Annotated in this window: 15 protein-coding genes and 3 pseudogenes; 6 read left to right on the forward strand and 12 right to left on the reverse strand. The window is 69.3% G+C overall.

Going from position 1 to position 23,842, the window contains the following annotated elements:
- The first annotated feature begins 364 nt into the window (after positions 1-364).
- Together MBEBAB_RS16175 and MBEBAB_RS08490 are read left to right on the forward strand one after the other, a co-directional pair.
- Positions 365-736, forward strand: coding sequence for a hypothetical protein (locus MBEBAB_RS16175; protein WP_148291476.1), 372 nt, complete (start codon positions 365-367; stop codon positions 734-736).
- 2 nt (positions 737-738) lie between these two features.
- On the forward strand, positions 739-1,065 hold the full coding sequence (locus tag MBEBAB_RS08490) for a hypothetical protein (protein ID WP_045319085.1): 327 nt from the start codon (positions 739-741) through the stop codon (positions 1,063-1,065).
- Between the two features lie 43 nt (positions 1,066-1,108).
- Here the strand turns inward: MBEBAB_RS08490 and MBEBAB_RS18665 are convergent, their stop codons facing one another.
- From MBEBAB_RS18665 to uxaC, 6 genes and pseudogenes are all read right to left on the reverse strand, one after another.
- On the reverse strand, positions 1,109-2,605 hold the full coding sequence (locus MBEBAB_RS18665) for a UxaA family hydrolase (protein ID WP_045319086.1): 1,497 nt from the start codon (positions 2,603-2,605) through the stop codon (positions 1,109-1,111).
- Positions 2,499-4,087, reverse strand: a pseudogene (locus tag MBEBAB_RS18670) (mannitol dehydrogenase family protein). Before MBEBAB_RS18670 ends, MBEBAB_RS18665 begins: the two are co-directional and overlap by 107 nt.
- Positions 4,084-5,364, reverse strand: a complete 1,281-nt coding sequence (locus MBEBAB_RS08505) for a TRAP transporter large permease (RefSeq protein ID WP_021697557.1) — start codon at positions 5,362-5,364, stop codon at positions 4,084-4,086. The pseudogene MBEBAB_RS18670 and the gene MBEBAB_RS08505 overlap by 4 nt, the downstream one beginning before the upstream one ends.
- Complete coding sequence (locus MBEBAB_RS08510; RefSeq protein WP_021697558.1) at positions 5,355-5,852, reverse strand: TRAP transporter small permease; 498 nt, start codon at positions 5,850-5,852, stop codon at positions 5,355-5,357. The genes MBEBAB_RS08505 and MBEBAB_RS08510 overlap by 10 nt, the downstream gene beginning before the upstream one ends.
- Before the next feature lie 3 nt (positions 5,853-5,855).
- A complete protein-coding gene (locus MBEBAB_RS08515; protein WP_021697559.1) occupies positions 5,856-6,845 on the reverse strand; it encodes a TRAP transporter substrate-binding protein in 990 nt (329 codons plus the stop codon).
- On the reverse strand, positions 6,842-8,257 hold the full coding sequence (gene uxaC, locus MBEBAB_RS08520) for a glucuronate isomerase (RefSeq protein ID WP_045319087.1): 1,416 nt from the start codon (positions 8,255-8,257) through the stop codon (positions 6,842-6,844). The genes MBEBAB_RS08515 and uxaC overlap by 4 nt, the downstream gene beginning before the upstream one ends.
- A gap of 359 nt (positions 8,258-8,616) precedes the next feature.
- Here uxaC and MBEBAB_RS08525 point away from each other — a divergent pair, with 359 nt between their 5' ends.
- Complete coding sequence (locus MBEBAB_RS08525) at positions 8,617-12,402, forward strand: LamG domain-containing protein (protein WP_021697561.1); 3,786 nt, start codon at positions 8,617-8,619, stop codon at positions 12,400-12,402.
- Positions 12,403-12,483: 81 nt separating this feature from the next.
- The gene (locus tag MBEBAB_RS08530) at positions 12,484-14,094 is read left to right on the forward strand and encodes a pectate lyase (RefSeq protein WP_231378945.1); all 1,611 of its coding nucleotides are present in this window, start codon (positions 12,484-12,486) and stop codon (positions 14,092-14,094) included.
- 88 nt (positions 14,095-14,182) lie between these two features.
- Here MBEBAB_RS08530 and MBEBAB_RS08535 read toward each other — a convergent pair whose 3' ends face one another.
- Positions 14,183-15,850, reverse strand: a complete 1,668-nt coding sequence (locus MBEBAB_RS08535; protein ID WP_021697563.1) for an amino acid permease — start codon at positions 15,848-15,850, stop codon at positions 14,183-14,185.
- A 231-nt stretch (positions 15,851-16,081) separates the two neighbouring features.
- On the opposite strand from MBEBAB_RS08535, the gene MBEBAB_RS08540 reads away from it, so the two are divergent.
- Positions 16,082-17,512 (forward strand): sodium-dependent transporter, encoded by a 1,431-nt coding sequence (locus MBEBAB_RS08540; RefSeq protein ID WP_021697564.1) that lies wholly within the window; start codon positions 16,082-16,084, stop codon positions 17,510-17,512.
- A 53-nt stretch (positions 17,513-17,565) separates the two neighbouring features.
- Positions 17,566-20,006 (forward strand): annotated as a pseudogene (hrpB, locus tag MBEBAB_RS08545) (ATP-dependent helicase HrpB).
- A gap of 3 nt (positions 20,007-20,009) precedes the next feature.
- Here hrpB and MBEBAB_RS08550 read toward each other — a convergent pair.
- The 5 genes and pseudogenes from MBEBAB_RS08550 to MBEBAB_RS08570 form a co-directional block, all read right to left on the reverse strand.
- Entirely contained in the window at positions 20,010-20,195 is a 186-nt protein-coding gene (locus tag MBEBAB_RS08550) for an eL24 family ribosomal protein (RefSeq protein ID WP_021697566.1), read from the reverse strand.
- Entirely contained in the window at positions 20,195-20,665 is a 471-nt protein-coding gene (locus MBEBAB_RS08555) for an OsmC family protein (protein ID WP_021697567.1), read from the reverse strand. The genes MBEBAB_RS08550 and MBEBAB_RS08555 overlap by 1 nt, the downstream gene beginning before the upstream one ends.
- Positions 20,665-21,461: pseudogene (locus MBEBAB_RS08560) on the reverse strand (TrmH family RNA methyltransferase). Before MBEBAB_RS08560 ends, MBEBAB_RS08555 begins: the two are co-directional and overlap by 1 nt.
- Positions 21,458-22,351, reverse strand: a complete 894-nt coding sequence (locus MBEBAB_RS08565) for a class I SAM-dependent methyltransferase (protein ID WP_021697569.1) — start codon at positions 22,349-22,351, stop codon at positions 21,458-21,460. Before MBEBAB_RS08565 ends, MBEBAB_RS08560 begins: the two are co-directional and overlap by 4 nt.
- 17 nt (positions 22,352-22,368) lie before the next feature.
- Positions 22,369-23,772 carry a glycosyltransferase family 2 protein gene (locus tag MBEBAB_RS08570; protein WP_021697570.1) on the reverse strand — a complete coding sequence of 468 codons (1,404 nt, stop codon included), beginning with the start codon at positions 23,770-23,772 and terminating at the stop codon, positions 22,369-22,371.
- Between the last annotated feature and the right edge of the window lie 70 nt (positions 23,773-23,842).

The raw sequence follows: 23,842 nt of genomic DNA on the forward strand, positions 1-23,842 counted from the left end.
GAAAAATCGGGGTCTGAATCGTATCAATCGTATGAAATCGCCCTCCCGTGTTCTGGTCGACGCCGCATTATAAGGCATGCAAAACCAGCGGGATTAATTAGCGGCGCTTTTTCGCATCGGGCCCCTGAAACCTGATCGCGCCCGGGGCGTGGACCTGTAAGCCGCGCTAAAATAGTTCAGTGATTTCAATATTCCGTCACCCTCGGGCTTGTCCCGAGGGCCTATGGTGAAAACAGTCTCGACAGGTCGCCGGGTCGCCCCGGACAGTCAAGGCAGCTCAAAATTACGCTTGAGGCCACAATGGGTCCTCGGGACAAGCCCGAGGATGACGGATTTATAGGGACAGACCCCAGGGCGTGGACCCATGAAATCGGCGATGCGGGGTTCGCTCGCAGCCAGAAAGCCAACGTCGCAAATCGACCCGTTGCGGACATTGATCGGACATCGCATTGTCCAGCCTATGGCACTGGATGATCTCGAAGGCGTCGTCGTTGCAAGCGGCACTTGGCTCTATGACGGAGACATCTCCAAGCGCACCCTGGTCACGGCGCGAAACTACGATGTGAGATGGGCAACCTATCACGCCGACGGTCTGCTCAACGAAGGTGAACTTCCAGCAGAACCGGGGCCAGATGGCCTCTATTACTACGTCTCAGGGACCGGACCATTTCCGACTGTCGCCGACGCCAAGGCTTGGACCGAGCAGGCGTGGGGTCCGGTTGTCTGGGACGAATAGATATGAGTTCCGATCTTTACACGGCTTTCGCTGCCTTACCGGCTGACAGTCAGGCGAGGGTTTTGGCGCGGTTGATCCACATGGAAACGATCCATGTCAGGTCAGCCCACCTTGATGATCCAACCGACACCAAGAACCTGTATGCTTCGAGCGAGTTCACCCATCGCCTGTCAGGCTTCATCCTCGCCGTTTTGAACACCGACAGCCCAGCGGAACGCGAGGCGGGAATGATCGCCACGATCCTTCGTTCGGTCGAGCCGCGAGGACAGTTCTATGTTGATAGGCTTGGTGAATGGATCGCTGCGGAAGCCGATCGCAAGGTCCGCTAATCACCCGTTGCGGCCGTTCGGAACGTCTGCTGTTCGGCAGGCCCTAGAGATAAGCGCCCACCTGCCAAGGGACGAACTCGTTGTCGCCGACGCCCAGGGCCTCGGACTTGCTGGGTTCGCCCGAGGCGACGGCCAGGATGCGGGCGAAGATGAGATCGCCCACCTCGGCCAGGGACGCGCCGGTCAGGACCGGCGAGGCGTCGATGTCCATGTCCTCGTCCATCCACGACGCCAGCTTTGCGTTGGAGGCGACCTTGATGGACGGGGCGGGCTTGGCGCCGAACACCGAGCCGCGCCCGGTGGTGAAGACGATCAGATTGGCGCCTGAGGCGATCTGGCCGGTGGCCGAGCAGGGATCGTAGCCGGGGCTGTCCATGAAGCTGAGGCCCTTCACCGTCAGGGGCTCGGCATAGCCGATGACGTCGTTCAGGGGCGTTGAGCCGGACTTGGCCACGGCGCCCAGCGACTTCTCCAGAATGGTGGTCAGGCCGCCCTTGAGGTTGCCGGGGGAGGGATTGTTGTTCAGCTCCATCTGGTGCCGCTCGGCGTAGTCGCGCCACCAGTCCAGCCGGGCGTTCAGACGGTCGGCCACGCCCTGTGACGCGGCCCGGCGCAGCAGCAGATGCTCGGCGCCCCAGATCTCCGGCGTTTCCGACAGCATGGCCGAGCCGCCCTGGGCCACGAGACGGTCCACCGCCGCGCCCAACGCCGGGTTGGCGGTGACGCCGGACCAGCCGTCCGAGCCGCCGCATTGCAGGCCCACGGTCAGGTGCTCGGCGGAGACAGTCTGGCGCGTGGCTTTGGCGGCCTCGGCGATCATCTCGCGGACGATGGCCTGGCCCTGTTCGATGGCGCGGGATGTGCCGCCGGCTTCCTGAATGGTCATGGCGCGCAGGGCAGGCCCGGCCTGAAGCCCCTCGCGGGCCATGAAGTCGGGGATCTGATTGGCCTCACAGCCGAGGCCCACCACCAGAATGCCCGCAAAATTGGGGTGGCGCGCATAGCCCGCCAGGGTGCGCTGGAGCAGGGTCACGTCGGGGCTCATGGACGCGCCGCCGCAGCCGCCCTGATGGGTGAAGGCCACAACGCCGTCGACGCCGGGATGATCCTCGGGACGGAAGCTGTCGGCGATACGCCGGGCGACGGTGGCCGAGCAGTTCACGCTGGTCAGCACGCCGATGTAGTTGCGCGTGCCGACCCGGCCGTCGGCGCGGACATAGCCCTCGAAGGTGGCGCCGGGCTGGACCGCGACGGGGCGGGCGTCGACGCCGATCTCGGCGTCGCGGCTGTCGTCGGCCATGGCCAGGTTGTGGGTGTGGACATGGGCGCCGGCGGGGATGGCGGCGCGGGCGCGGCCGATGACCTGTCCGTATTTGCGCACGATGGCGCCCCCGGCGATGGCGTGGCGGGCGACCTTGTGGCCCGCAGCGACGTCATCGCGCACCGGGACGGCCAGCCCGTCGGGGGTCGCACCCGCCGCCAGATCCTCGAGCGCCACGGCCACGTCGTCGGCGGGGTTGAGGATCAGGACGCGGGTCATGACTTGGGCAGGCTTTCCACGAAGGCGTCGACAGCGCCCTCGGCGCCGCGCTCGACGAGGCTGAGATGGGCGTTGGCGACAGCCTGGCGAACCGGGCGTCGGCGGCGAGGGCGGGCGGAAAAACGGCGGACAGGTCCAGCAGGGCGGCGACCTTGGCGGCGGGTCCGGCCGCGCCCTGGACGCGGCGGGCGGTCTCGGCGGCGAGGGGGTCGTCCACGGTGAAGGCGTTTCCGGCGTCGTCCACGCCGTCCTGCCAGCGCATCCAGCCCGCCACGGCCAGGGCCAGGGCGTCGATGGGCTGATCCTTTTCAAGCCGCGCGCGCAGGCGGCCAGCAGGCGCTGGGGCAGTTTCTGGCTGCCGTCCATGGCGATCTGGACCGTGCGGTGCTGCAGCGCGCTGTTGGCGAAGCGGCGCATCAGCTCGCCGCGATAGGCGGCCACATCCAGACCCGGCGGCGGGGACAGGGTGCTTTCGGCCTCATCCCACAGGGCCTCGACGAAGCGCGCGTAGGCGGGGATGGCGACCACCTGATCGACGTACTGGAGGCCCGCCAGACCGCCCAGATAGGCGATGGCCGAATGGGCGCCGTTGAGAAGGCGCAGCTTGGCGTCCTCCCACGGGGCCACATCGGCGGTGACCTGAACCCCGAGAGATTCAAAGTCGGGGCGGGGTCCGGCGAAGCGGTCCTCGATCACCCACTGGGTGAAGGGCTCGGTCTTGACCATGCCCTGATCGGCAGCGCCCAGCAGGGCCTCATTGGCGGCTACGTCGTCGGGCGTGGTGGCGGGGACGATGCGGTCCACCATGGTCTGGGGAAAGGCGCCGTGGGCCTCGATCCAGTTTTTCAGGCCGGGGTCGATACGCCCGGCCATGTCCAGCACCGCCTGGCGGATGCGGGCGCCGTTGTGGGGGACGTTGTCGCAGGAGACCACGGTGAAGGGGGGCAGGCCCGCGGCCCTGCGCGCGGCCAGGGCGGCGGTGACGAAGCCCGGCGCGGTGCGCGGCGCTGACAGGTTGGACAGGTCCGCCGCCACATCGGCATCGTCGATCATCAGGGCGCCGGAGGCGGGGTCGAGCCGGTAGCCTTTCTCCGTCACGGTCAGGGTGACCATGTGAACGTCCGGGTGGGTCATGGCGGCGACGAGGACGGCCGGGTCCTCGGGGGCCACCAGCACCTGTCCGATCGCGCCGATGATGCGCACGTCGCGCCGGTCGCCGTCGCGCACAACGACGCTGTAGAGGCCGTCCTGGGGGTTGAGCTGATCGCGCACGCCGGGCGAGCGCAGGGAGGCGCCCAGCACGCCCCAGCGCGGGTCGCCCGCCGCCAGGGCGTCGTCGAAGACCACCGCCTGATGGGCCCGGTGAAAGGCGCCGACGCCCAGGTGCACCACCCCGGTCTTCACCGCCGCGCGGTCATAGGCCGGCTGTGCAACGGCGGGAGGCAGGGCGCCGAGGACGGACGCGGACAGTCGTGGGCTCATCGCATCAGGTTGGGCAGGGTCATGGAGAAGGCCGGCACATAGGTGATCAGCATCAGGGAGACGATCAGGGCCAGATAGAACGGCCACATGGTCTTGACCGCATCCTCGACCCGGATCTTGCCCACGGCGCAGCCCACGAACAGGACCGAGCCCACCGGCGGGGTGACCAGGCCGATGCCCAGGTTCAGCATCAGCACCATGCCGAACTGGATCGGATCCATGCCCGCCTCCATGGCCACCGGCAGGAAGATGGGCGAGGTGATGACGATCAGGGGCGCCATGTCCATGAAGGTGCCCAGCAACAGCAGGATGACGTTGATCATCAGCAGCATGATGATCGGATTGTCCGACACCATGCGCATCAGGTCCGCCAGCTGTTCGGGCGCCTGGTTGAGGGCCAGCAGCCAGCCGAAGGCCGCCGCCGAGCCGATGATCAGCATGACCATGGCCGTGGTCTTGACCGCATTCATGGCGGCGGTGACGAAGCCCTTGAAGGTCAGGGTCCGGTAGACCAGGAAGCCCACCACCATGGTGTAGATCACCGCCACGGCCGAGCTTTCGGTGGCGGTGAAGATGCCGCCCAGGATGCCGCCGAAGATGATCACGGCGGTCAGCAGGCCGGGGATGGCGCCGACGAAGGCCCGGGCGAAGGCGCCCCAGCCCGGGAACTCGCCGCGGGGATAGCCGCGCTTGAGCGCCACCAGCCAGGCGACGATCATCAGGATCAGGCCGGTGACGAGGCCGGGGATCACGCCCGCCATGAACAGGTCGGCCACGGAGATGGAGACCCCGGCGGCGGCCGCATAGATGATCATGTTGTGCGACGGCGGGATCAGCAGGCCGGTCACCGCGGAGGTGGTGGTGATGTTGACCGCGTAGTCGGCGTCATAGCCGCGCTTCTTCATCATGGGGATGAGGGTCGAGCCCAGGGCCGAGGCGCTGGCGATGGCCGAGCCGGACACGCCGCCGAACATCATGGAGGCGCCCACATTGACCGGGCCCAGCCCGCCGCGGATGCGCCCGACGGCGGCGTTGGCCACGCGAACCAGCCGCTCGGCGATGCCCGCCTGCTGCATCAGGTCGCCGGCGAAGATGAAGAAGGGAATGGCCATCAGGGCGAAAACGTTCACCCCGGCGGCGATGCGCTGGAACGCCACCAGGGGCGCGATGTCCATGTAGATGAAGGTCACCAGCGAGGCGATGCCGAGGGCGAAGGCCACCGGCACGCCCAGCACCAGCAGCACCAGCAGGGTCAGGAGGAGAAGCGTCAGCTCCATAGCGGTTCAACCTTTCCGCCGCGGGCCTCGGCGATCAGATGTTCGATCGAAAAGAAGACGATGAGCCAGCCGGCGATGGGCAGGGGCAGGTAGTTGAAGCCCCGCGATATCCCCAGGGTGGCGATCTCGATGTCCCAGGTGCGGATGACCAGCTCGCCGCCCCACACGCCCATGGCCGCGCCGAACGCGCCGACCACGAGCAGGGAGAAGGCGCGCGCCACCCGCGCCATGGCGGGGGGCATGGCGTTTGTGGCGGCGGTCATGCCGATGTGGAACTGCTCGCGCACCCCCACGGCGGCGGCGAGCAGGATGAACCAGACCATCAGGGCGAGAGAGGCCGCTTCGGCCCAGGCGGGCGAGTCGCTGAGCACATAGCGGGCGAACACCTGCCAGCCGATGACGGCGGTCATGACCACCAGGCCGGTGGCGGCGAAGACCAGAGTCACGCGGCTTATCCAGCGCGATACGGCGGCGAGGAGGGACAGCATCGGCTACTCCATGGCCTGGATGTCGCGGACCAGCCGCTGTTGCAGGTCGCTGACGATGAACCGCTCCCAGACCGGCGCCATCAGGGCGCGGAACGGCTCCACGTCCACGTCCTCGATCAGCTCGCAGCCGGCGTCGATGACGTTCTGGCGCGCCGAGGCCTCGCGCGCATCCCAGATCTCGCGCATGTAGGGCACGCTCTCGTTGGCGCATTCCATGACCAGATCGCGGTCGGCGGGGGTCAGGCGGTCCCAGGTGCGCCGGGACATGACGAAGGCCTCCGGCGCCATGACGTGGCCGGTGGCGGTGTAGTACCGCGCCACCTCGTGGTGCCGGGTGTCGTCATAGGAGGGCATGTTGTTCTCGGCGCCGTCTACCACGCCCTGCACCAGCGCCTGATAGACCTCGCCGAAGGGGATGGGCGTGGGGTTGGCGCCCAGGGCGCTGACCATGGCCACATAGAGGTCCGACGGCTGCACCCGGATCTTCATGCCGCGCAGATCCTCCGGCGTCCGCACCGGGCGGACCCGGTTGTAGAAGGAGCGCTGGCCGGAGTCGTAGAAGCACAGGCCGATCAGGCCGTGGGGCCGCAGGGTCTCGAGGATGGCGCGGCCCGGTTCGCCGTCCAGCGACCGGCGCATGTGGTCCGTGGTGCTGAACAGGAAGGGCAGGGCGGGCACGAAGGTGGTGGGCTCGATCACGTTCAGGGGCGCCAGATTGACCCGGTTCACGTCCAGGCCGCCGAACATGGTGATCTCGAGGGTGTCGCCCTCGCCGCCCAGCTGGCCGCCGGGATAGTTGCGCAGGCGCAGGCGGCCGTCGGTGCGTTGGGACAGCAGCTCGCCGAAATAGTCGACGGCCTGGACCGTGGGATAGCCGGCCGCGTGGGTGTCGGCGCCGCGCAGGGGGCGTTCGCCGATCTCCTGGCTGCAGGCCGCGGCCCCCAGAAGCAGGGGCGCGGCGAGGGCGGCGCGTCGTGTGGGGTTGATGGTCAAAGCTTGTACGCCTGTTTCACGAGGTCATAGGTGAGGGCGCGGGCCACCAGGTGGGCCTCGTCCTCCTCCAGCCGGTGCTCGACCACCAGCCGGGCCAGGAAGCCGCAGTCCATGCGCCGGGCCACGTCGTGGCGGGCCGGGATCGACAGGAAGGCGCGGGTGTCGTCGTTGAAGCCGACGGTGTTGTAGAAGCCCGCCGTCTCGGTGGTCTGCTCGCGGAAGCGGCGCATGCCCTCGGGGCTGTCGTGGAACCACCAGGCGGGCCCCAGCTTCAGCGCCGGATAGTGGCCCGCCAGCGGGGCCAGCTCGCGGGCGTAGACGCTCTCGTCGAGGGTGAAGACGATCATGGAGAATTTGGGGTCGGAGCCGAAGCGGTCCAGCAGCGGCTTGAGCGCGCGCACATAGTCGGTGCGGGTGGGGATGTCGGCGCCCTTGTCGCGGCCGAAGCGCTTGAAGGCCCAGCCGTTGTGGTTGCGGAACGAGCCGGGGTGCAGCTGCATGACCAGACCGTCCTCGACGCTCATGCGGGCCATCTCGGTCAGCATCTGGCCGCGGAACAGCTCGGCGTCGGCGGGCTCGAACCGGCCCGACACGATCTTTTCGAACAGGGCCTTCGCCTCGGCCGGGGCCAGGTCGGCGGTGAAGGCGGTGGGGTGGCCGTGATCGGTGGAGGTGGCGCCCATGGCGGCGAAGAATTCGCGCCGGTTCTGCAGGGCCGCCAGATAGCCCTCCCAGGTCAGGGCGTCCTCGCCGGTGATCGCGCCCAGCTCGACCAGATTGTCCCGGAAGCCCTCGTAGTCGGGGTCCAGCACCGGGTCGGGGCGGTAGGCGGTGAGCACGCGGCCCTTCCAGCCGGACTCGCGGATGGTCTTGTGGTGCTCCAGAGCGTCCAGCGGGCTTTCGGTGGTGGTGATGACCTCGATGTTGAAGCGCTCGAACAGGGCGCGGGGGCGGAAGTCGTCCTGCCCCAGCTTGTCGTCCATGACATCGTAATAGTGGTCGGCGGTGTCGGGGGTGAGGCGCTCGGTCAGGCCGAAGACCTCGGAATAGACCCAGTCGTGCCAGAGGCGCGAGGGGGTGCCCCGGAACAGGGGGTAGTGCTCGGCGAAGCGGCGCCAGATGGCGCGGGGATCGGTCTCGACCGGCCCGCCGTCGGCGCGCGGCACGCCCAGGCTCTCCATGGACACGCCCTGGCTGAACAGCATGCGGAAGACGTAGTGGTCGGGCGTGATCAGCAGCTCGGCGGGGTTGGCGAAGGACTCATTGCCGGCGAACCACGAGGGATCGGTGTGGCCGTGCGGGCTGATGATCGGCAGATCCTTGACCTCCGCATAGAGGCGGCGGGCCACGGTGCGGGTGTCCGCATCGGCGGGGAACAGGCGGTCCGGGTGCAGGCTGAGCTTGGCGGTCATCACGACAATCTGAACAGGGCAGGACAGGGCGCAAGGGCGCGGGCGACGCGGATGTTAGCGCGACCATAGGGCCCGGGCAGGCGAACGCGAAGGCCGCCCGTATGTGCTCCAAGGATCGGAAAAGTCGCCAACCCGTGTCTCATCCCTTGAAATGGAAGGCCTTGGAGATGCGGCCTTCTCTGGTTCTCCGACCATAGTTTCTGCAATCGGGGAAAATGTCCACCGGTTACCGCAGGGATTGCCACCGGTGTCATATCGCGACAGTATCGTTCCCGAGCGACCGGGGCGGGGGCATCCGTTCACGAGCGCCGATGATGAGCCGGGCGTCAGACCTGGCCAGTCAATGGGACGGAGACACCATGCGCCACATCAAGACCTCGTGCAGCCTGTTCGCCATCGCCGCCGCCCTGGCGGCCGCACCCGCCGCGGCCCAGGACGGGCTGCTGTTCCATGTATCCGCCGATGACGGCCTGACCGCCGACGTTGCGCAGGGACAGGCGGAGCCGAATTTCGCCAGCCACGTCTCGATCCGGCCCGACGGGCGATTCGGCGGCTACATCGAGGCGCAGGGCGCCCAGACCCTGACCTGGGAGGCGCCCGGCAACATCCAGGCCCAGCGCGGCACCCTGTCCTTCTTCTGGCGCGCCCGCGAGCCGGTCAGCCGCAACGAGTTTCCGGTCTTTCGGGTCAGCTATTCGGACCACAGCAGCTGGGACATGGTCTGGCTGCGCATCGACTGGAACGGGGCGGGCTTCGACGCCTTCGTCACCGACACCAACCTGTCCCGGTCCAGCGTCTCCTGGCGCGGCCTGGAGACGCTGGATCCCGATCGCTGGGTCCATATCGCCTTCGCCTGGGACGAAACCACGGGCGTACAGCTTTACGTCGACGGCCAACTGGTCGGCGAGCAGGCCGGGGCCATGACCCTCGACGCAGGGCTGGACCAGATGGGGCCGCACAGCCGCATCATCAGCCCCTATCAGGTGCAGAGCCGCTACAACTTCATGCGCGGCGGCGACCTGGACGAACTGAAGGTCCATGACCGCGCCCTGTCGGCGCCGCAGATCGCGGCCCTGGCCCGCGGCGGCGAGGTCGAGGTTCCGGCCCCGTCGATCACCGCCGACCGCTGGGGCGCCTGGCGCCACCGCCTGGGTTTCGACGGCGAGGCGCCGCCCGCCATCGCGCCCTACACCGCTATCCGCAAGGTGGAGTTCGACAGCACCTATGACCTGCAGCAGCGGTTCCTGAAGGGATCGGACGGGGTGCGGGAATCCACCTGGCCGGGCGTCTACTACCGCTCGCGCCTGCCGGGCCGTCACGACTATTTCGAGATCCCGGACTGGAACGTCTATGTGGAGGGTGGCCGCGCGATCACCTTCAACCTGCCCGACGAACCCTGGAACCGGCTGGAGTTCACCGGCGCGGCCGACGGGACGCTGACGTGGGTCGACGGCGACGCCGAGGCCCCGCTGGCGACGCGACCGGAAGGGCACGAGCGGACCACCTATTCCGTGGAGACGCGCACGGGTGGCTCGGTGCGGTTCGACAACCGCCTGCCGGAAACGCCGATCCAGGAATTCGCCGCCTACAACATCACTTCGGCGCGCGCACCGGATGGGACGTCCGAGCTCAACTATGTGATCGACAGCCGCGTGGCGCCTGACTATCCGGCGCTGGACGTCCTGCTGAGCCATGTGGCCGGGCGCCATCCGGCCGAGGAGCGGGCCACGGTGGTGGCGCTGCCCGCCACAACCATCGAGATGAGCCGGCCCGCGCGCGGCGATAGCGGCGCGCAGCCGGGGCGTCTGCCTCTGGTCCACGTGATAATCCCGTTCGATTTCCGGGATTCGCGGCCGGGCGAACCGGCGCACCGGGGCACCCATGGCTGGATCAACTATGACGGCGGTCTGGACGGCATCCAGCTGGACCTGCCGCCTCTGGATGTGACGCCCACCCACGGCGGCCTCTATCCGCTGAACATCCGGGTCAAGGACCCGCTGTGGCCCGAACGGGACCTGCTGGACGTCAACGTCTCGATCGAGCCGAACCGGCCCTACAGCCTGTGGCTGGACACCCGCGACCGCATCCTGCCCAACGACGGCAGCCTCTATTTCACCGTGGCCGGCGCGGGCGAAGGCCTGACGGCGGACAGCCTGAACGGCGCGCGTGTGCGGCTGGTGTTCAAGAGCCGTGAGGACGCCGCCGTCGAGCATGTGGCGGACCGTTTCGAGCAGGTGAGAGACAACCTCTCGTTCCTGGTCGAGGAGCGGCCCCAGAACCGGCGTCTGCGGCTGCATGACCGCTACATGCGCGATCTGGAGGACATCCTGCGGGTCGATCCCGATCACGAGCAGGCGCGTTTCCACTGGGCCGAGACCAATCCCGGCCAGCCCTGGCCCGCCTTCGAACAGACCGAGGCCCCCGAGGGCACGCCCGTCTGGGCGTTCCGCCAGATGGAGCACATGCGGTTGCTGCGTCACTTCATGGAGTGGTGGATCGACAACCGTCAGTCGGAGTACGGCGACTTCGGCGGCGGTCTGTCGGACGACACCGACATGACCAACCAGTGGCCCGGCGCGGCCCTGATGGGCCTGATGCCGGACAAGGTCACGGGTTCGCTGAACCGGATGACCGACGCCATCTATCGTCTGGGCATGGTCACCGACGGCCTGCCGACGATCCGCACGGACGAACTTCACGTCTATGAGGAAGGGCAGAACTCCGACGCCCAGTCCCTGTATCTGAACTGGGGCGACCCCACGGTGGTCGACCGGCTGATGACCACGGCGCGCAACTATTCGCGCATCATCGAGCCGAATGCGGCGGGCCACACCCACTTCGTCAGCAACTATTTCAGCGCCACCGATGTGGTGCGTGAGGGCATCTGGGAGTGGTCCAAGCCGCACTCGTATCTGATCCTGCACGCCGCGCTGCTGCTGGGCGAGTACAACGGCGATCCCACCATGCGGTCGCTGGTGACCGCCATGTCGGACCACTACCTGGCCCACGGGACCCAGGACGCGGAGGGGAACTGGAGCTTCCCCGCCGAGATCAACTGGCGCAGCGATGAGGCGCGGGGCAGCCTGGAGGCGGGCGACATCGCGCCGTACCAGATGTTCTGGGCCGCCTGGCGCTGGACCGGCGATGACAAGTATCTGGCGCCGCTGGAGGCGCGGGTGCGCGAGCGAGGGCCCGGCCAGCTGGCCATGCTGAACGCCAACACCCTGGACGCGCTGGACCGCCGGGAGGACTGGGGCCAGGCCCTGGTCGAACAGGCCAACGCGCGCGGCGCCTCGGGCTACTCGCTGTACGCCGCCTGGGAGATGACCGGTGATCGCTCGTATCTGGAGCGGCTGTATGGCGACGAGGTCCAGCGCGCGAGCCAGCGCATGTTCATGATGACCGAGGGTCACTGGTGGAGCGACCGGGTCGAGGTCTACAGCGAGTTCCTGCAACGGGCGCGACTGGGCGGCATGGCCCTGCGCCGCAACCAGATCTTCCCTGGCCACACGGTCAGCTGGCGCTTCGGCCGGGACGGCGACGCCGAGAACATCGCCATCCTGATGCCGGGCGCCACGCCGGAGCGTTTCACCGTCATGGCCTTCAACGGTTCGGACCGCGAGATCAGCGCCGAGATGACGGGCTGGAACGTCACGCCCGGCCGGTGGACGGTGCGGTCCGGAACGGATCGGAACGGCGATGACGCCATCGACGGCCGGGCCCAGGCGCGGGAGGTATCGCTGGAGCGCAGCCGCTCCACGTCCCTGACCTTCGCGCCCGGCGTGATCACCATCCATGAGTTCTCGCTGGCCGAGGCCTCTGGCGCGGTGGTGCATGATCGCCCCGACCTGGCGATCGGTCCGCGCACCACGCGGATCGAGAACGGCGTCCTGCATGTGCAGGTGTTCAACCAGGGCATCCGCGCGGCGCCCGCCGCCACGGTGATCCTCGAGGACGCCGCGGGCCGCGAGATCGCGCGGGGCCGCAGCGCGGCCCTGGCCGCCGCTGACGACCTGACGCCGAAATCCGTCGAGGTGGTTCTGGACCTGCCCTCGGGGTTCGTCGCCGAGGGCCATCGGGTGCGGCTGGTTGCCGACGGTGATGTCGCTGAAGTCACCCTGCTCAACAACGAGGTTCGCCTCTGATCATCCGGCCCGCCCTGTGGACGCAGGGCGGGCCGCACTGTTTCATGGACGGCCTGTCCGTCCCGAATGCTGGAGTTCCCCATGTCCATATCCCGTCGGGCCCTGATGTCCGCCTTCGCCGCCACCACCGCCGTGGCGGGTTTCGCGGGCAAGGCCGCGTTCGCGCAGGCTTCGGCCGATCCGGCGGTGCTGGAGGCCATGAGGCGGGCCACGCGGTTCATGGTGGAGGAGGCGGCGGTGAACGGCGGCTATGTGTGGTCGTACCTGCCGGACTTCTCGCGCCGCTGGGGCGAGCTGGAAGCGTCGCCGACCATGATCTGGATCCAGCCGCCGGGCACCGCGACCATGGGGCACCTGTTCCTGGACGCCTATCACGCCACCGGCGACGAGTTCTATTACGAGGCCGCCCAAAGCGCGACGGGCGCGGTCATCGCGGCGCAGGTTTCCGCCGGGGGCTGGAACTATGTGCACGACACGGCGGGCGAGGCGGCGGAGCAGCAGTGGTACGACACCGTGGCGGCCAACGCCTGGCGGCTGGAGGAATTCCGCAAGCGCTACGGCAACGGCACGTTCGACGACGCGGGCACCTCGGAGTCGGCGCAGCTGCTGCTGCGGATGTATCTGGAGAAGCGCGACGAGACCTATCGGGGGCCGCTCTACAAGGCCATCGACTTCATCCTGGACGCCCAGTACCCGAACGGCGGCTGGCCCCAGCGCTTCCCGCTGCCGGAGGACGAGGACGACTACACCCGCTACATCACCTTCAACGATGACGTGGCCGGGGAGAACCTGGAGTTCCTGATCTTCGCCTATCAGGCGCTGGGCGAGCAGCGTCTGCTGGATCCGATCCGCCGGGGCATGGACATCTTCCTCGAGACCCAGCAGCCCATGCCGCAGCCGGGCTGGGGTCTGCAGCATTATGTGCACGACCTGACGCCGGCGCCCGCCCGCAGCATCGAGCCGCGCGCCTTCGCCACCCACACCACGGCGGCCAATATCCGCGCCCTGATCGGCTTCTATCGCCTGACCGGCGACCGCAAATATCTGGCGCGCATTCCCGAGGCCATCGACTGGCTGGAGTCCGTCGCCGCGCCGGCCGACATCCGCCCGCCGGGCCGCACCCACCCGACCTTCATCCAGATCGGCAACGGGCGCCCGCTCTACATCCACCGCCGGGGATCGAACATCACCAACGGCAGCTACTACGCCGACGAGAACCCCAACGACACGGTGATCCACTACGGCTCGTTCCGGGCCGTGGACACCGACGCCCTGCGGGCCGAGTACGAGGCCGCCGCCGCCCTGTCGCCCGAGCAGGCGAGCGCAGGGTCGCCGCTGCTGGCGGCGTCGGGGTCGCGGGAGCTGCCGCGATACTTCACCCTCAAGGACGTGGACGTGTCGGACCTGAACACGCCGGGCTTCGATCCCAATCCGCCGTCGGCGGAGCGCGTGGCGGAACTGATCGGAACGCTCAATGAGCGCGGCTACTGGTCGACCCCGCTGACCACCACCAGCAACCCCTACATCGGGCAAAGCCCCGCCGCGGTGACGCCGGGCGAGTATCGCCTGACGCGTGTGGGCGACCAGTGGGACACCTCGCCCTATGTCACCGACTTCCCGGTCGAGGGCGTGTCCACCAGCGTCTACATCCGCAACATGGGCCAGTTCATCCAGGCGCTCGGCGCGCGCTGACCGGCGCGATGCAGCGGTGAAAAGAAGAAGGGCGGCGTCGCATGCGACGCCGCCCTTTTCCTTGCCGGAGAGCCGGGCCTGACGGAGGTCAGTCCCGGTCTTCCTTGACGTTGTCCACGTGGCCGGCGAGGCCTTCCACGGGGCTGGACAGGGCCGGGTCCTCGGTGATGTCGATCCCCTTTGCCAGCTTGGAGTTCCAGAAGCCGTAGACGGCGTAGATCACCGCCCCGACCAGCGCATAGACCCCCAGGATGGTGAGGGGCAGCGGGTTGTCGTTCATGGCGTGCTGGATCATCGGGGTGAAGTTCAGCCCCGCCAGTCCCAGACAGGCCAGGATGCCCAGGGTGGCCGTGACCACGCCGCCGGGAACCCGGAACGGGCGCTCCAGCTCCGGGTGACGGATGCGCAGCATGATCACCGAGAAGCAGACGATGGAGAAGGCCAGGGCGGTGCCCAGGGACACCAGATCGCCGAGGATGCCGATGGGCAGGAAGGCCGCTGCGACGGCGATGGCGACGCCCAGCAGGATGGTGCCGATCCACGGGGTGCGGAACTTCTGGTGCACCAGGGCGAAGGCGCGGGGCAGCAGGCCGTCGCGGGCCATGGTGTAGAACACCCGGGTCTGGCCGAAGCACAGCACCAGCATGACCGAGGACAGGCCGGTGATCGCGCCGATCTTGATGAGGAAGCTCATCAGGTTCAGCTCGCCGCCGGGCGCCACGGCCAGCGGGACGTTGGCCCAGTCCAGCGCCATGCGGTCGATGGCGACGGCGATGGGGGCGGGGCTGGCCAGCTCCAGGAAGGGGACCACGCCGGTCATCACCAGCGCCACGATCATGTAGATGATGGTGCAGACGATCAGGGCGCCGAGGATGCCGATGGGCACGTCCCGGGACGGGTTGCGGGCCTCGGCCGCGGCGGTGGAGACCGCCTCGAAGCCCACATAGGCGAAGAAGATGATGGCCGCGCCGCGGAAGATGCCGCCGACGCCGAACTGGTCCCAGGTGCCGCCCTCGGGGGTCGGCGGGATGAAGGGCTGCCAGTTGGCCGGATTGATATAGGCCAGGCCCACGGCCACGAAGGTCAGCAGCACCAGCAGCTTGATGATGACGATGACGTTGTTGACGTTGGCGGACTCGCTGACGCCCATGACCAGCAGCAGGCAGACCATGCCGATGCCGATGGCGGCCACCAGGTTGAAGGTGCCGGTGGGCTGGAACAGGATCTGACCCGTCTCCTGGGTCACGGCCTGGACCAGCGGGGTGGCGAACTGCGGCGCCGCCTCGCCCCCGACCATGATGGTGGGGAACAGCACCCCGAAGTCGGCGAGGATGGAGACCACATAGCCCGACCAGCCGACCGCCACGGTGGAGGCGGCCACGCCGTACTCCAGCACCAGCAGCCAGCCCATGATCCAGGCGAAGACCTCGCCCAGGGTGCCGTAGGCATAGGTGTAGGCGGAGCCGGACACCGGCATGGTCGAGGCCAGCTCGGCGTAGCACAGGCCGGCGAGGGCGCAGGCGATGCCCGCCAGCACGAAGGAGAAGATGATGGCCGGGCCGGCATGGGCGGACGCCACCTGGCCGGTCAGCACGAAGATGCCCGCGCCGATGATGCAGCCGATGCCGAGACTGACCAGATTGATGGGACCCAGAGTCCGTTTCAGCTCGCTCTTGGCGGCTTCCTTCTGAATCTGGGCGATGGATTTCTTCAGGAACAGGCGGTTGCCGGTCCTGGGCGAGGCGTCTGCACTCATGCAGGGTGATGCTCCACGCGGGCGATCCCGATTGACGCCGTTCGCGCTGGACGGGGACGCTATGCCTGGTCCCGTGTTCACGCAATCGTCATTTACGAACGCCGTTCCTTTTCTCTCGAGAGGCGATCGCCCGCCCGGAAAGCCTTGATTCACCGGGGCCGCTCCGTAAGGTCCGGGCAACAACAGGGCGCGCTCGTGGGGATGCGACGCCGTAGGGAAACGGGAATCAAGATGATCGCAACGACGCCGCCGGGCCAGGCCCGCTGGTCCTCGCGCGCCGCCTTCGTGCTGGCCGCCACCGGGTCCGCCGTGGGGCTGGGCAACCTCTGGCGCTTTCCGACCGAGGCCGGGATGAACGGGGGCGGGGCCTTCGTCTTCTTCTACATCCTGTTCGTGGCCCTGATCGCCGCGCCGCTGCTGCTGTCCGAAACCCTGATCGGCCGCCATGGCCAGCGGTCGACCATCGGCAGCGCCGCCTATCTGGCGCGCCAGTCCGGGGCCAGCCCGGCGTGGAGCGCCCTGGCGGTGGTGGGCCTGATCGCCAACACCCTGATCCTGACCTTCTACGGCGTGGTCGCGGGCTGGGTGATCTATTTCGTCGGCAGCACGGGCATGGACCTGTTCGGCACGATCGCGGCGGGCCAGCCCCTGGCGGGCGCCTACGCCGACAGCACGGTGGAAGGCATCAGCCTGCTGATGCCCAACCTGTTCGCCAATCCGGGCCTGCTGGTGGCCATGCAGGCGGTGTTCGTGGTCCTGACCGTGTGGATCGTCGCGCGGGGCGTGAAGGGCGGCATCGAGGCGGCGGCCGTGTGGCTGATGCCCGCCTTCTTCATCCTGCTGATCGCCATCACCATCTATGCGGCCATCACCGGCGACTTCGGCGCGGCCCTGACCTTCCTGTTCACCCCGGACTTCGAGCGGGCGCTGCAACCGGGCGTGCTGAGTTCGGCGCTGGGGCAGGCGTTCTTCTCGCTGAGCCTGGGCGGCGGCGCCATGATCGCCTACGGCGCCTATGCGTCGCGCGACACCAACATGGGATCGACCAGCGGCGTCATCGCCTTCGCCGACACCTCGGTGGCCATCATCGCGGGTCTGGCCATCTTCCCGATCGTGTTCAGCGTGGGCCTGCAGCCGGACGCCGGCCCGACCCTGATGTTCCAGACCCTGCCCGCCGCGTTCCATTCGATGCCGGGCGGGGCCATCGTGGGCTTCCTGTTCTTCGTGCTGGCCTTCTTCGCGGCCCTGACCTCCTCGGTGTCGCTGCTGGAGATTTCGGTGGCCTGGGTCACCGAGAAATTCCGCATGACGCGGGTCAATGCGGCGGTGATGATGGGGGTGATCGTGTTCGCGGTGGGCCTGCTGTCGGCCCTGTCGTTCAATATCCTGGCGGACCAGCGGCCCATTCCGTTCGTGCCGGGCTTCGAGAACGCAGGCTGGTTCGACGCCATCGACGGCATCACCTCGCGGCTGCTCCTGCCCCTGTCGGGTCTGATCACGGCGATCTTCATCGGCTGGGTCGCGGACCGCAAGCTGGTCAACGCCGAGACGGGCCTGTCCGGGCCGGTGCTGGTCGCATGGCGGTTCCTGATCGCCTGGGTCTGTCCGCTGGCGGTGGCCGCCATTCTGGTGATCGGCCTGTTCCCGTCCCTGCTGGGCTGAGGCCAGTGACGGGCCGTCTGTCGCGCGGGGCGTTCCCTGTGTAGAGACGGCCCATGCTGCCCATCCATGAGGTTCTCGAGCCGCTGAAGGCGGCGCTGGCCGCGCGCAATGCGGTGGTCCTGTCGGCGCCGCCGGGCGCGGGCAAGACCACGGTGGTTCCGCTGGCGCTGCTGGATCAGCCATGGCTGGACGGGCGCAAGGTGCTGGTGCTGGAGCCCCGGCGGCTGGCGGCGCGGGCGGCGGCCGAGCGCATGGCGCAGACGCTGGGGGAACCGGCGGGCCAGACCGTGGGCTACCGGACCCGGGCGCAGACGAAGGTCAGCGCCGCCACCCGCATCGAGGTCATCACCGAGGGCGTGTTCACGCGCATGATCCTGTCCGACCCCGGGCTGGAGGGGATCGGGGCGGTGCTGTTCGACGAATTCCACGAACGCAGTCTGGACGCCGATCTGGGGCTGGCGCTGGCGCGGGAGGCGCAGGGGCTGCTGCGCGACGACCTGCGGCTGCTGGTGATGTCGGCGACGCTGGATCAGGTGGGGATCGCGGCGCTGCTGGACGACGCGCCGGTGATTGAATCGCAGGGGCGCATGTTCCCTGTGGAGACCCGCTATCCGGGCCGCAATCCGGCCGAGCGCATCGAGGATGCGGTCGCGCGCGCGGTGCGGCTGGCCCTGAGCGAGGAGACGGGCTCCATGCTGGTGTTCCTGCCGGGGCAGGGGGAGATCCGGCGGGTTCATGAGCGGCTGGCGCCGCTGGAGAATGACCGGCTGATCCTGGCGCCGTTGTACGGGGCGCTGGACCGGCGGGATCAGGACCGGGCCATCGAGCCGGCGCCGGAGGGCGTGCGCAAGATCGTGCTGGCCACCGCCATCGCCGAGACCAGCCTGACCATTCAGGGGGTGCGGGTGGTGATCGACGCGGGGCTGTCGCGGGTTCCGCGTTTCGACCCGGCCAGCGGCCTGTCGCGGCTGGCCACCGTGCCGGTGAGCCGCTCCTCGGCGGACCAGCGGCGGGGACGGGCGGGCCGGACCGAGCCGGGGGTCTGCTACCGTCTGTGGGACGCCGAACAGACCCGGGGCCTGGCGCCCCACCAGCGGCCCGAAATTCTCGAGGCGGACCTGACCGGCTTCGCGCTGGATCTGGCGCGGTGGGGGGCGCGGTCGTTGGAGGATCTGGCCCTGCTGGACCCGCCGCCGGCGGGGGCGTTCGCCGAGGCGCGGGCGGTGCTGACCCGGCTGGGGGCGCTGGACGAGGTAGGCGGCCTGACCCCGCACGGGGAGCGGATCGCCGCCATTCCGCTGTCGCCGCGACTGGCGCACATGGCGGCGTTCGGGGCCGATGAAGGCGACGCCCTGACCGCCGCGCGGGTCGCGGCCCTGCTCAGCGAGGCGGGGCTGGGCGGGGACGATGCGGATCTGGGCGAGCGGCTGCGGCGGCTGGAGCGGGACGGGTCGTCGCGGGCGAAGGATGCGCGGGCGCTGGCGGACCGCTGGGCGAAGGCGGCGGGCGGCGGCCGACGGGGCGGGGAGGTTTCGCCGGGGCGCCTGCTGGCCGAGGCCTTTCCCGACCGCATCGCCAAGGCGCGGGGCAAGCCGGGGGAGTATCAGCTGGCGTCCGGGCGCGGGGCGTTCGTGGAGCCCACCGATGCGCTGGCGCGGCACACATGGCTGGCGGTGGGGGAGCTGGGCGGGGGGCGCGATGCGAGGGACCGCATCCGGCTGGCGGCGCCGCTGGACGGGGAGACCATCGCCGAGGATTTCGCGCGGCTGTTGAGCGTCGAGGACCGGCTGATCGCCGCCCCGTCGGGCCGCCGGGAGGTGCGCCGGGTGACGCGGCTGGGCGCCCTGACGGTGGCCGAGGCCAATCTGGGCGCGCCGGACCGGGCCACCCTGACGGCGGCGTTGATGGGCGAGGTGGCGCGGAGCGGGCTGGACAGCCTGCCGTGGGGCGAGGCGGCGCGGTCGCTGCGGTCGCGGCTGGCGTTCCTGCGGGCGCGGGACGACAGCTGGCCGGACGTGTCGGATGACGCCCTGTGGGCGGCGCGGGAGGCGTGGCTGGCGCCGTTGCTGGATCAGGTCTCGTCGCTGAAGGGGGTGCAGGCGGGGGCGCTGCATGACGCCCTGCGCGGGCTGATCCCGTGGGACCTGCACCGGCGGATCGAGGCCGAGGCGCCGGAGCGGTTCACCACCCGCTGGGGACCGGGGCGGCCATCGACTACGCCGCCGAGGGCGGGCCGCGGGTCGAGGTGCGGGTGCAGGAGCTGTTCGGCATGAAGACCCATCCGGTGGTGGGGGGCGACCGCACGCCGCTGACGCTGGCCCTGCTGTCGCCGGCGCGGCGGCCGATCCAGGTGACGAAGGATCTGCCGGGGTTCTGGGCCGGGTCGTGGGCGGACGTGCGGGCCGACATGCGCGGGCGCTATCCGAAGCATCCCTGGCCCGAGGACCCGGCCAACGCGGACCCGACGAACCGGGTCAAGCCGCGGGGGACGTGAGGCTCAGGGCTTTTCGGCCTTGTCGATCGCCTCGTCGAAGGCGCGAGTGGCGGAGTCGAACTTGTCGCGGCAGCCGGGATTGCAGAAACCGACCACGTGGCCGCGATACAGGGTCAGGCTGTCGGCGCTGACCGGCTTGCCGGACCATGGGCAGTTTTCGTTGACGGCGTCCTCGATCTTCAGGGCCATCACGCGGCCGCCTGTCGGGGCTCGCAGCGCACCTCGCTCTTCACCGAGTGAGCGATGAAGCAGCGGTCGTGGGCGTCGTGGTGCAGGGCGTCCAGCTGCTCGGTCGTGGGGGCGTCGCCGCCGAAGCGTACGGCGGGCCGCAGGGTGACGACGGTGACGGACACCTTGCCCTGGTCATTCTTCCCGATCTGGCCCTCGGGCTGGTCCTCGTAGCGGTCGACCTTGAACCCGGCCTTGGCGGCCAGGGCCAGGAACCACAGCATGTGGCAGCTGGAGATGGAGGCGATGAAGGCCTCCTCGGGGTCCACGGCCGCTTCCAGCGACAGGGGTGGCGGCACCACAGAGGGGGAGGAGGAGGCGACCACCTCGACCCCGCCGTCGAACAGCCAGCGGTGGGCGCGGCTGTAGCGGTTGTCGGTGAAGGGCTCGTTCTGGTTCTCCCAGAGCACGGTCAGGGTGTGTGTGGACATCAGCTTCCCTCGGTGACGGCGTAGACCATGATCCCTGTGGCGATGGCCAGGTTCAGGCTGTCGGCGCGGCCGCGCATGGGGATCTTCACATTGACGTCGCAGGCGGCGGCGAGGCGGTCGGTGAGGCCCGCCTGTTCGTTGCCCATCAGGATCAGGGCGGGATGCTCGACCGGCGCGGCGCGGTAGTCGTGGGTGGCGTCCAGCCGGGTGCCGATGACGCTGCCCGGCCAGGTTTCGCGCCATGTCAGGAAAGCGTCGGTGGTGGTCTTCGTGACGCTGACGGCGAAGACCGAGCCCATGGTGGCGCGCACGGCCTCCACCGAATAGGGGTCGCAGCAGTCGTCGATCAGGATGACGCCGCCGGCGCCCGCGGCGTCGCAGGTGCGGATGATGGTGCCCAGATTGCCGGGGTCGCGCACCTGCTCCAGCGCCACCCAGGCGGGGGATGAGCGGGGATTGATCTTGTCCAGCGGGGTGAAGACCTGCTGGAAAACCCCCAGAACGGTCTGGGGGTTCTCCTTGCGGGAGACCTTCTCGAGGATGGCGCGGTTGACGGTGATGATCTCGCCGCCGTTCGCCGTGGTGGCCTTGACGGCGCGGTCCAGCAGGGGGTGGGGGCGGGCGTCCTGACCCACCAGCAGGGTGCGGGGCGCCGGTCCAGATCCAGCGCCTCGCCGATGAACTTCAGCCCCTCGGCCAGGAACAGGCCGGACTCGTCGCGGCCCTTGCGGGCGTGCAGGGCGCGGATGGCCTTGACCGTGGGATTGGTCAGGGAGGTGATGACCCGTTCGTTCAAGAGGCGCTCCACCGGGAGAAGAAGCTGAGGCCGATCTCTGCGCCGCGGTCGCTCTCTTCCACCAGGGCCAGCTCGCCCCAGTCGATGACGCCGCCGCGCCCGGCCGTGGCCTCGGCCGTCAGGTGGGCCAGCGACAGGCCCGAGATGCGCGCGGCGTAGGCGTTCAGCAGCAGGAACGAGGCGTCGTCGTCCAGCAGGGCGGCGCAGTCGTGCACCAGCTGCGGCAGGTCCTCGAACAGCCGCCAGACCTCGCCGGTGGGGCCGCGTCCGTATTTGGGCGGGTCGAGGATGATCCCGTGATATTTCGAGCCGCGCCGCACCTCGCGCGCCACATATTTGCGGGCGTCCTCGACGATCCAGCGGATGGGGCGGTCCTCCAGGCCGGACAGGGCGGCGTTCTCGCGGGCCCAGTTCACGGACTTCTTGGAGGCGTCCACATGGGTGACCTCGGCGCCCGCCGCCGAACAGGCGAGGCTGGCCACGCCGGTGTAGCCGAAGAGGTTGAGCACTCTTGGTTTCTGAAGAGAGCGAAGTCGCCCGTCCAGCCACTCCCAGTTGGCGGCCTGCTCGGGGAAGAAGGCCAGGTGGCGGAAGGGGGTGAAGCGGCTGTTGAAGCGCACGTCGTTCCACGCCAGCGGAAACAGGTCGATGGCCTTGCCGCGAAAGCTCCAGCGGCCGTCCTCGTCGTCGCCCTCGGGATCGAACACGGCGTCGGCCTTGTCCCACAGCTCGGGCCGGGCGGGCTTCCAGAAGCACTGGGGCTCGGGGCGCACCACGGTGAAGCGGCCGTAGCGCTCCAGCTTCCGGCCGTCGCCGCTGTCGATCAGGGCGTAGTCGGACCAGCCCGTGGTGCGCAGGGTTTCGGGGGTCGAAGCAATAAGGGGGGCCATGGGTCGGGATTAGGCCGTCAGGCGGCCTGTCGTCCAGTCCGGTGATCGATCGCGGGCTCATCCGGGGCGTGGGGGGTCTTGTCCCAGGCGAAGGGCTGGCGGATCAGCCGCCAGAAGGCGTGGACGAAGGCCAAGCTGAGCATGGACCAATACAGGGGCGCCGTCAGCATGTCGCGCAGGCCGTACGGAACGCCCGCCCGGCGGCAGCCGATCCAGGCCGAAAACCAGCTGGATGATGCGCCGGTGACCAGCACCAGCACCGCCAGCGGCGGCGTGGCGGGCGCGAGGCCGTAGATGAGGGCGCTGAGGGTCAGGCCCAGCAGCAGGGCCAAGGCGGCTGCGTGCAGGGCGGCGGCGACCAGCGCCAGGCCGAGTGTCAGGTGCAGGCTGAGCAGTCCCCTCCACCCCAGAGACAGGGGCCGGCGCATGTGCACCAGCCAGGTCTGCATGAACCCCTTCAGCCAGCGGGTGCGCTGGGGCAGCCAGGCGTGCAGGTCGCCCGGCGGCGTCTCCCAGGTCGGGGATGACATCACGCCCAGCCGCCAGCCACGCCGCCACAAGCGATAACCGAGGTCGGCGTCCTCGGTGACGTTCCAGGGATCCCAGCCGCCGACCTGGCGGAGGATGTCCACCCGGAAATGGTTGCTGGTGCCGCCGAGCGGAAAGGGCAGGCCCAGCCGCGTCAGGGCGGGCAGGATGACCTCGAACAGGGCGGCGTATTCGGCGGCGAATTGACGGTCCAGGAACGGGCGGCGACGGGCAGGATCGGCGGCGGGACGGATGCGCAGGGGGGCCTGGAGGCAGGCCAGGCGGGGCGGACCCGAGGCGAATCGCGCCGCCGCCTCGCGCAACTGGCCGGGATCGGGCTCGTCCTCGGCGTCGTAGACGGTGACCAGACCTTCGACGACGCGGCTGAGGGCGATGTTCAGGGCGCGGGGCTTGGTCATGGGCTCGCCCGGCGGGGCCACGAGCACCGACAGCCAATCCGGGCGCGGGCAGGCTTGGGCGGCGGCGATGGTCTCCCCGTCGTCCGCCTCGATGACCAGAAAGCCGCGCAGCCGGTCCGCCGGGTAGTCGAGCCGCGAGAGCCGGGCCACAATCTGGGGAATCATGGCCGCCTCATGCCGGAGGGCGGCGATGACGGCGTAGGGCGGCAGGTCCGCGGCCGGAGGGGCGGCGGGCGGAGCGCGTCCGCTGATCGCCACGGCGGCGGCCCGCCACAGGCCGGCCGCCAGAAACAGCAGCCACAACACATGGATGATGGTCCGGGCGAGGGCGTCGGGCGCGGTCATGGCGGCGACCGTCAGCCCGGTCAGGCCCAGGAGGAGGGCGATCCATTGCCCGGCGTCCAGCCCGCGCCGTCGGGCGCTCAGCGAGGGCGGCGGCCCCGTTACCGGCGGTCGATCGGTTCCGTCGTGCAAGGTTCGGCCCCCTAGCGTCTCCCGACCGACAGAAAGGCCCGGTTGGCGCGATGCGTCAAATGCCGCTATT

Source organism: Brevundimonas abyssalis TAR-001 (genome assembly GCF_000466985.1).
Lineage (GTDB): Bacteria > Pseudomonadota > Alphaproteobacteria > Caulobacterales > Caulobacteraceae > Brevundimonas > Brevundimonas abyssalis.

What these genes read in the sequence shown, in the direction of transcription:
- MBEBAB_RS16175 (WP_148291476.1), top strand. Translation starts at nt 365, where the DNA reads ATGAAATCGGCGATGCGGGGTTCGCTCGCAGCCAGAAAGCCAACGTCG.
- MBEBAB_RS08490 (WP_045319085.1), top strand. Translation starts at nt 739, where the DNA reads ATGAGTTCCGATCTTTACACGGCTTTCGCTGCCTTACCGGCTGACAGT.
- MBEBAB_RS18665 (WP_045319086.1), bottom strand. Translation starts at nt 2,605, where the DNA reads ATGACCCGCGTCCTGATCCTCAACCCCGCCGACGACGTGGCCGTGGCG.
- MBEBAB_RS08505 (WP_021697557.1), bottom strand. Translation starts at nt 5,364, where the DNA reads ATGGAGCTGACGCTTCTCCTCCTGACCCTGCTGGTGCTGCTGGTGCTG.
- MBEBAB_RS08510 (WP_021697558.1), bottom strand. Translation starts at nt 5,852, where the DNA reads ATGCTGTCCCTCCTCGCCGCCGTATCGCGCTGGATAAGCCGCGTGACT.
- uxaC (WP_045319087.1), bottom strand. Translation starts at nt 8,257, where the DNA reads ATGACCGCCAAGCTCAGCCTGCACCCGGACCGCCTGTTCCCCGCCGAT.
- MBEBAB_RS08525 (WP_021697561.1), top strand. Translation starts at nt 8,617, where the DNA reads ATGCGCCACATCAAGACCTCGTGCAGCCTGTTCGCCATCGCCGCCGCC.
- MBEBAB_RS08530 (WP_231378945.1), top strand. Translation starts at nt 12,484, where the DNA reads ATGTCCATATCCCGTCGGGCCCTGATGTCCGCCTTCGCCGCCACCACC.
- MBEBAB_RS08535 (WP_021697563.1), bottom strand. Translation starts at nt 15,850, where the DNA reads ATGAGTGCAGACGCCTCGCCCAGGACCGGCAACCGCCTGTTCCTGAAG.
- MBEBAB_RS08540 (WP_021697564.1), top strand. Translation starts at nt 16,082, where the DNA reads ATGATCGCAACGACGCCGCCGGGCCAGGCCCGCTGGTCCTCGCGCGCC.
- MBEBAB_RS08550 (WP_021697566.1), bottom strand. Translation starts at nt 20,195, where the DNA reads ATGGCCCTGAAGATCGAGGACGCCGTCAACGAAAACTGCCCATGGTCC.
- MBEBAB_RS08555 (WP_021697567.1), bottom strand. Translation starts at nt 20,665, where the DNA reads ATGTCCACACACACCCTGACCGTGCTCTGGGAGAACCAGAACGAGCCC.
- MBEBAB_RS08565 (WP_021697569.1), bottom strand. Translation starts at nt 22,351, where the DNA reads ATGGCCCCCCTTATTGCTTCGACCCCCGAAACCCTGCGCACCACGGGC.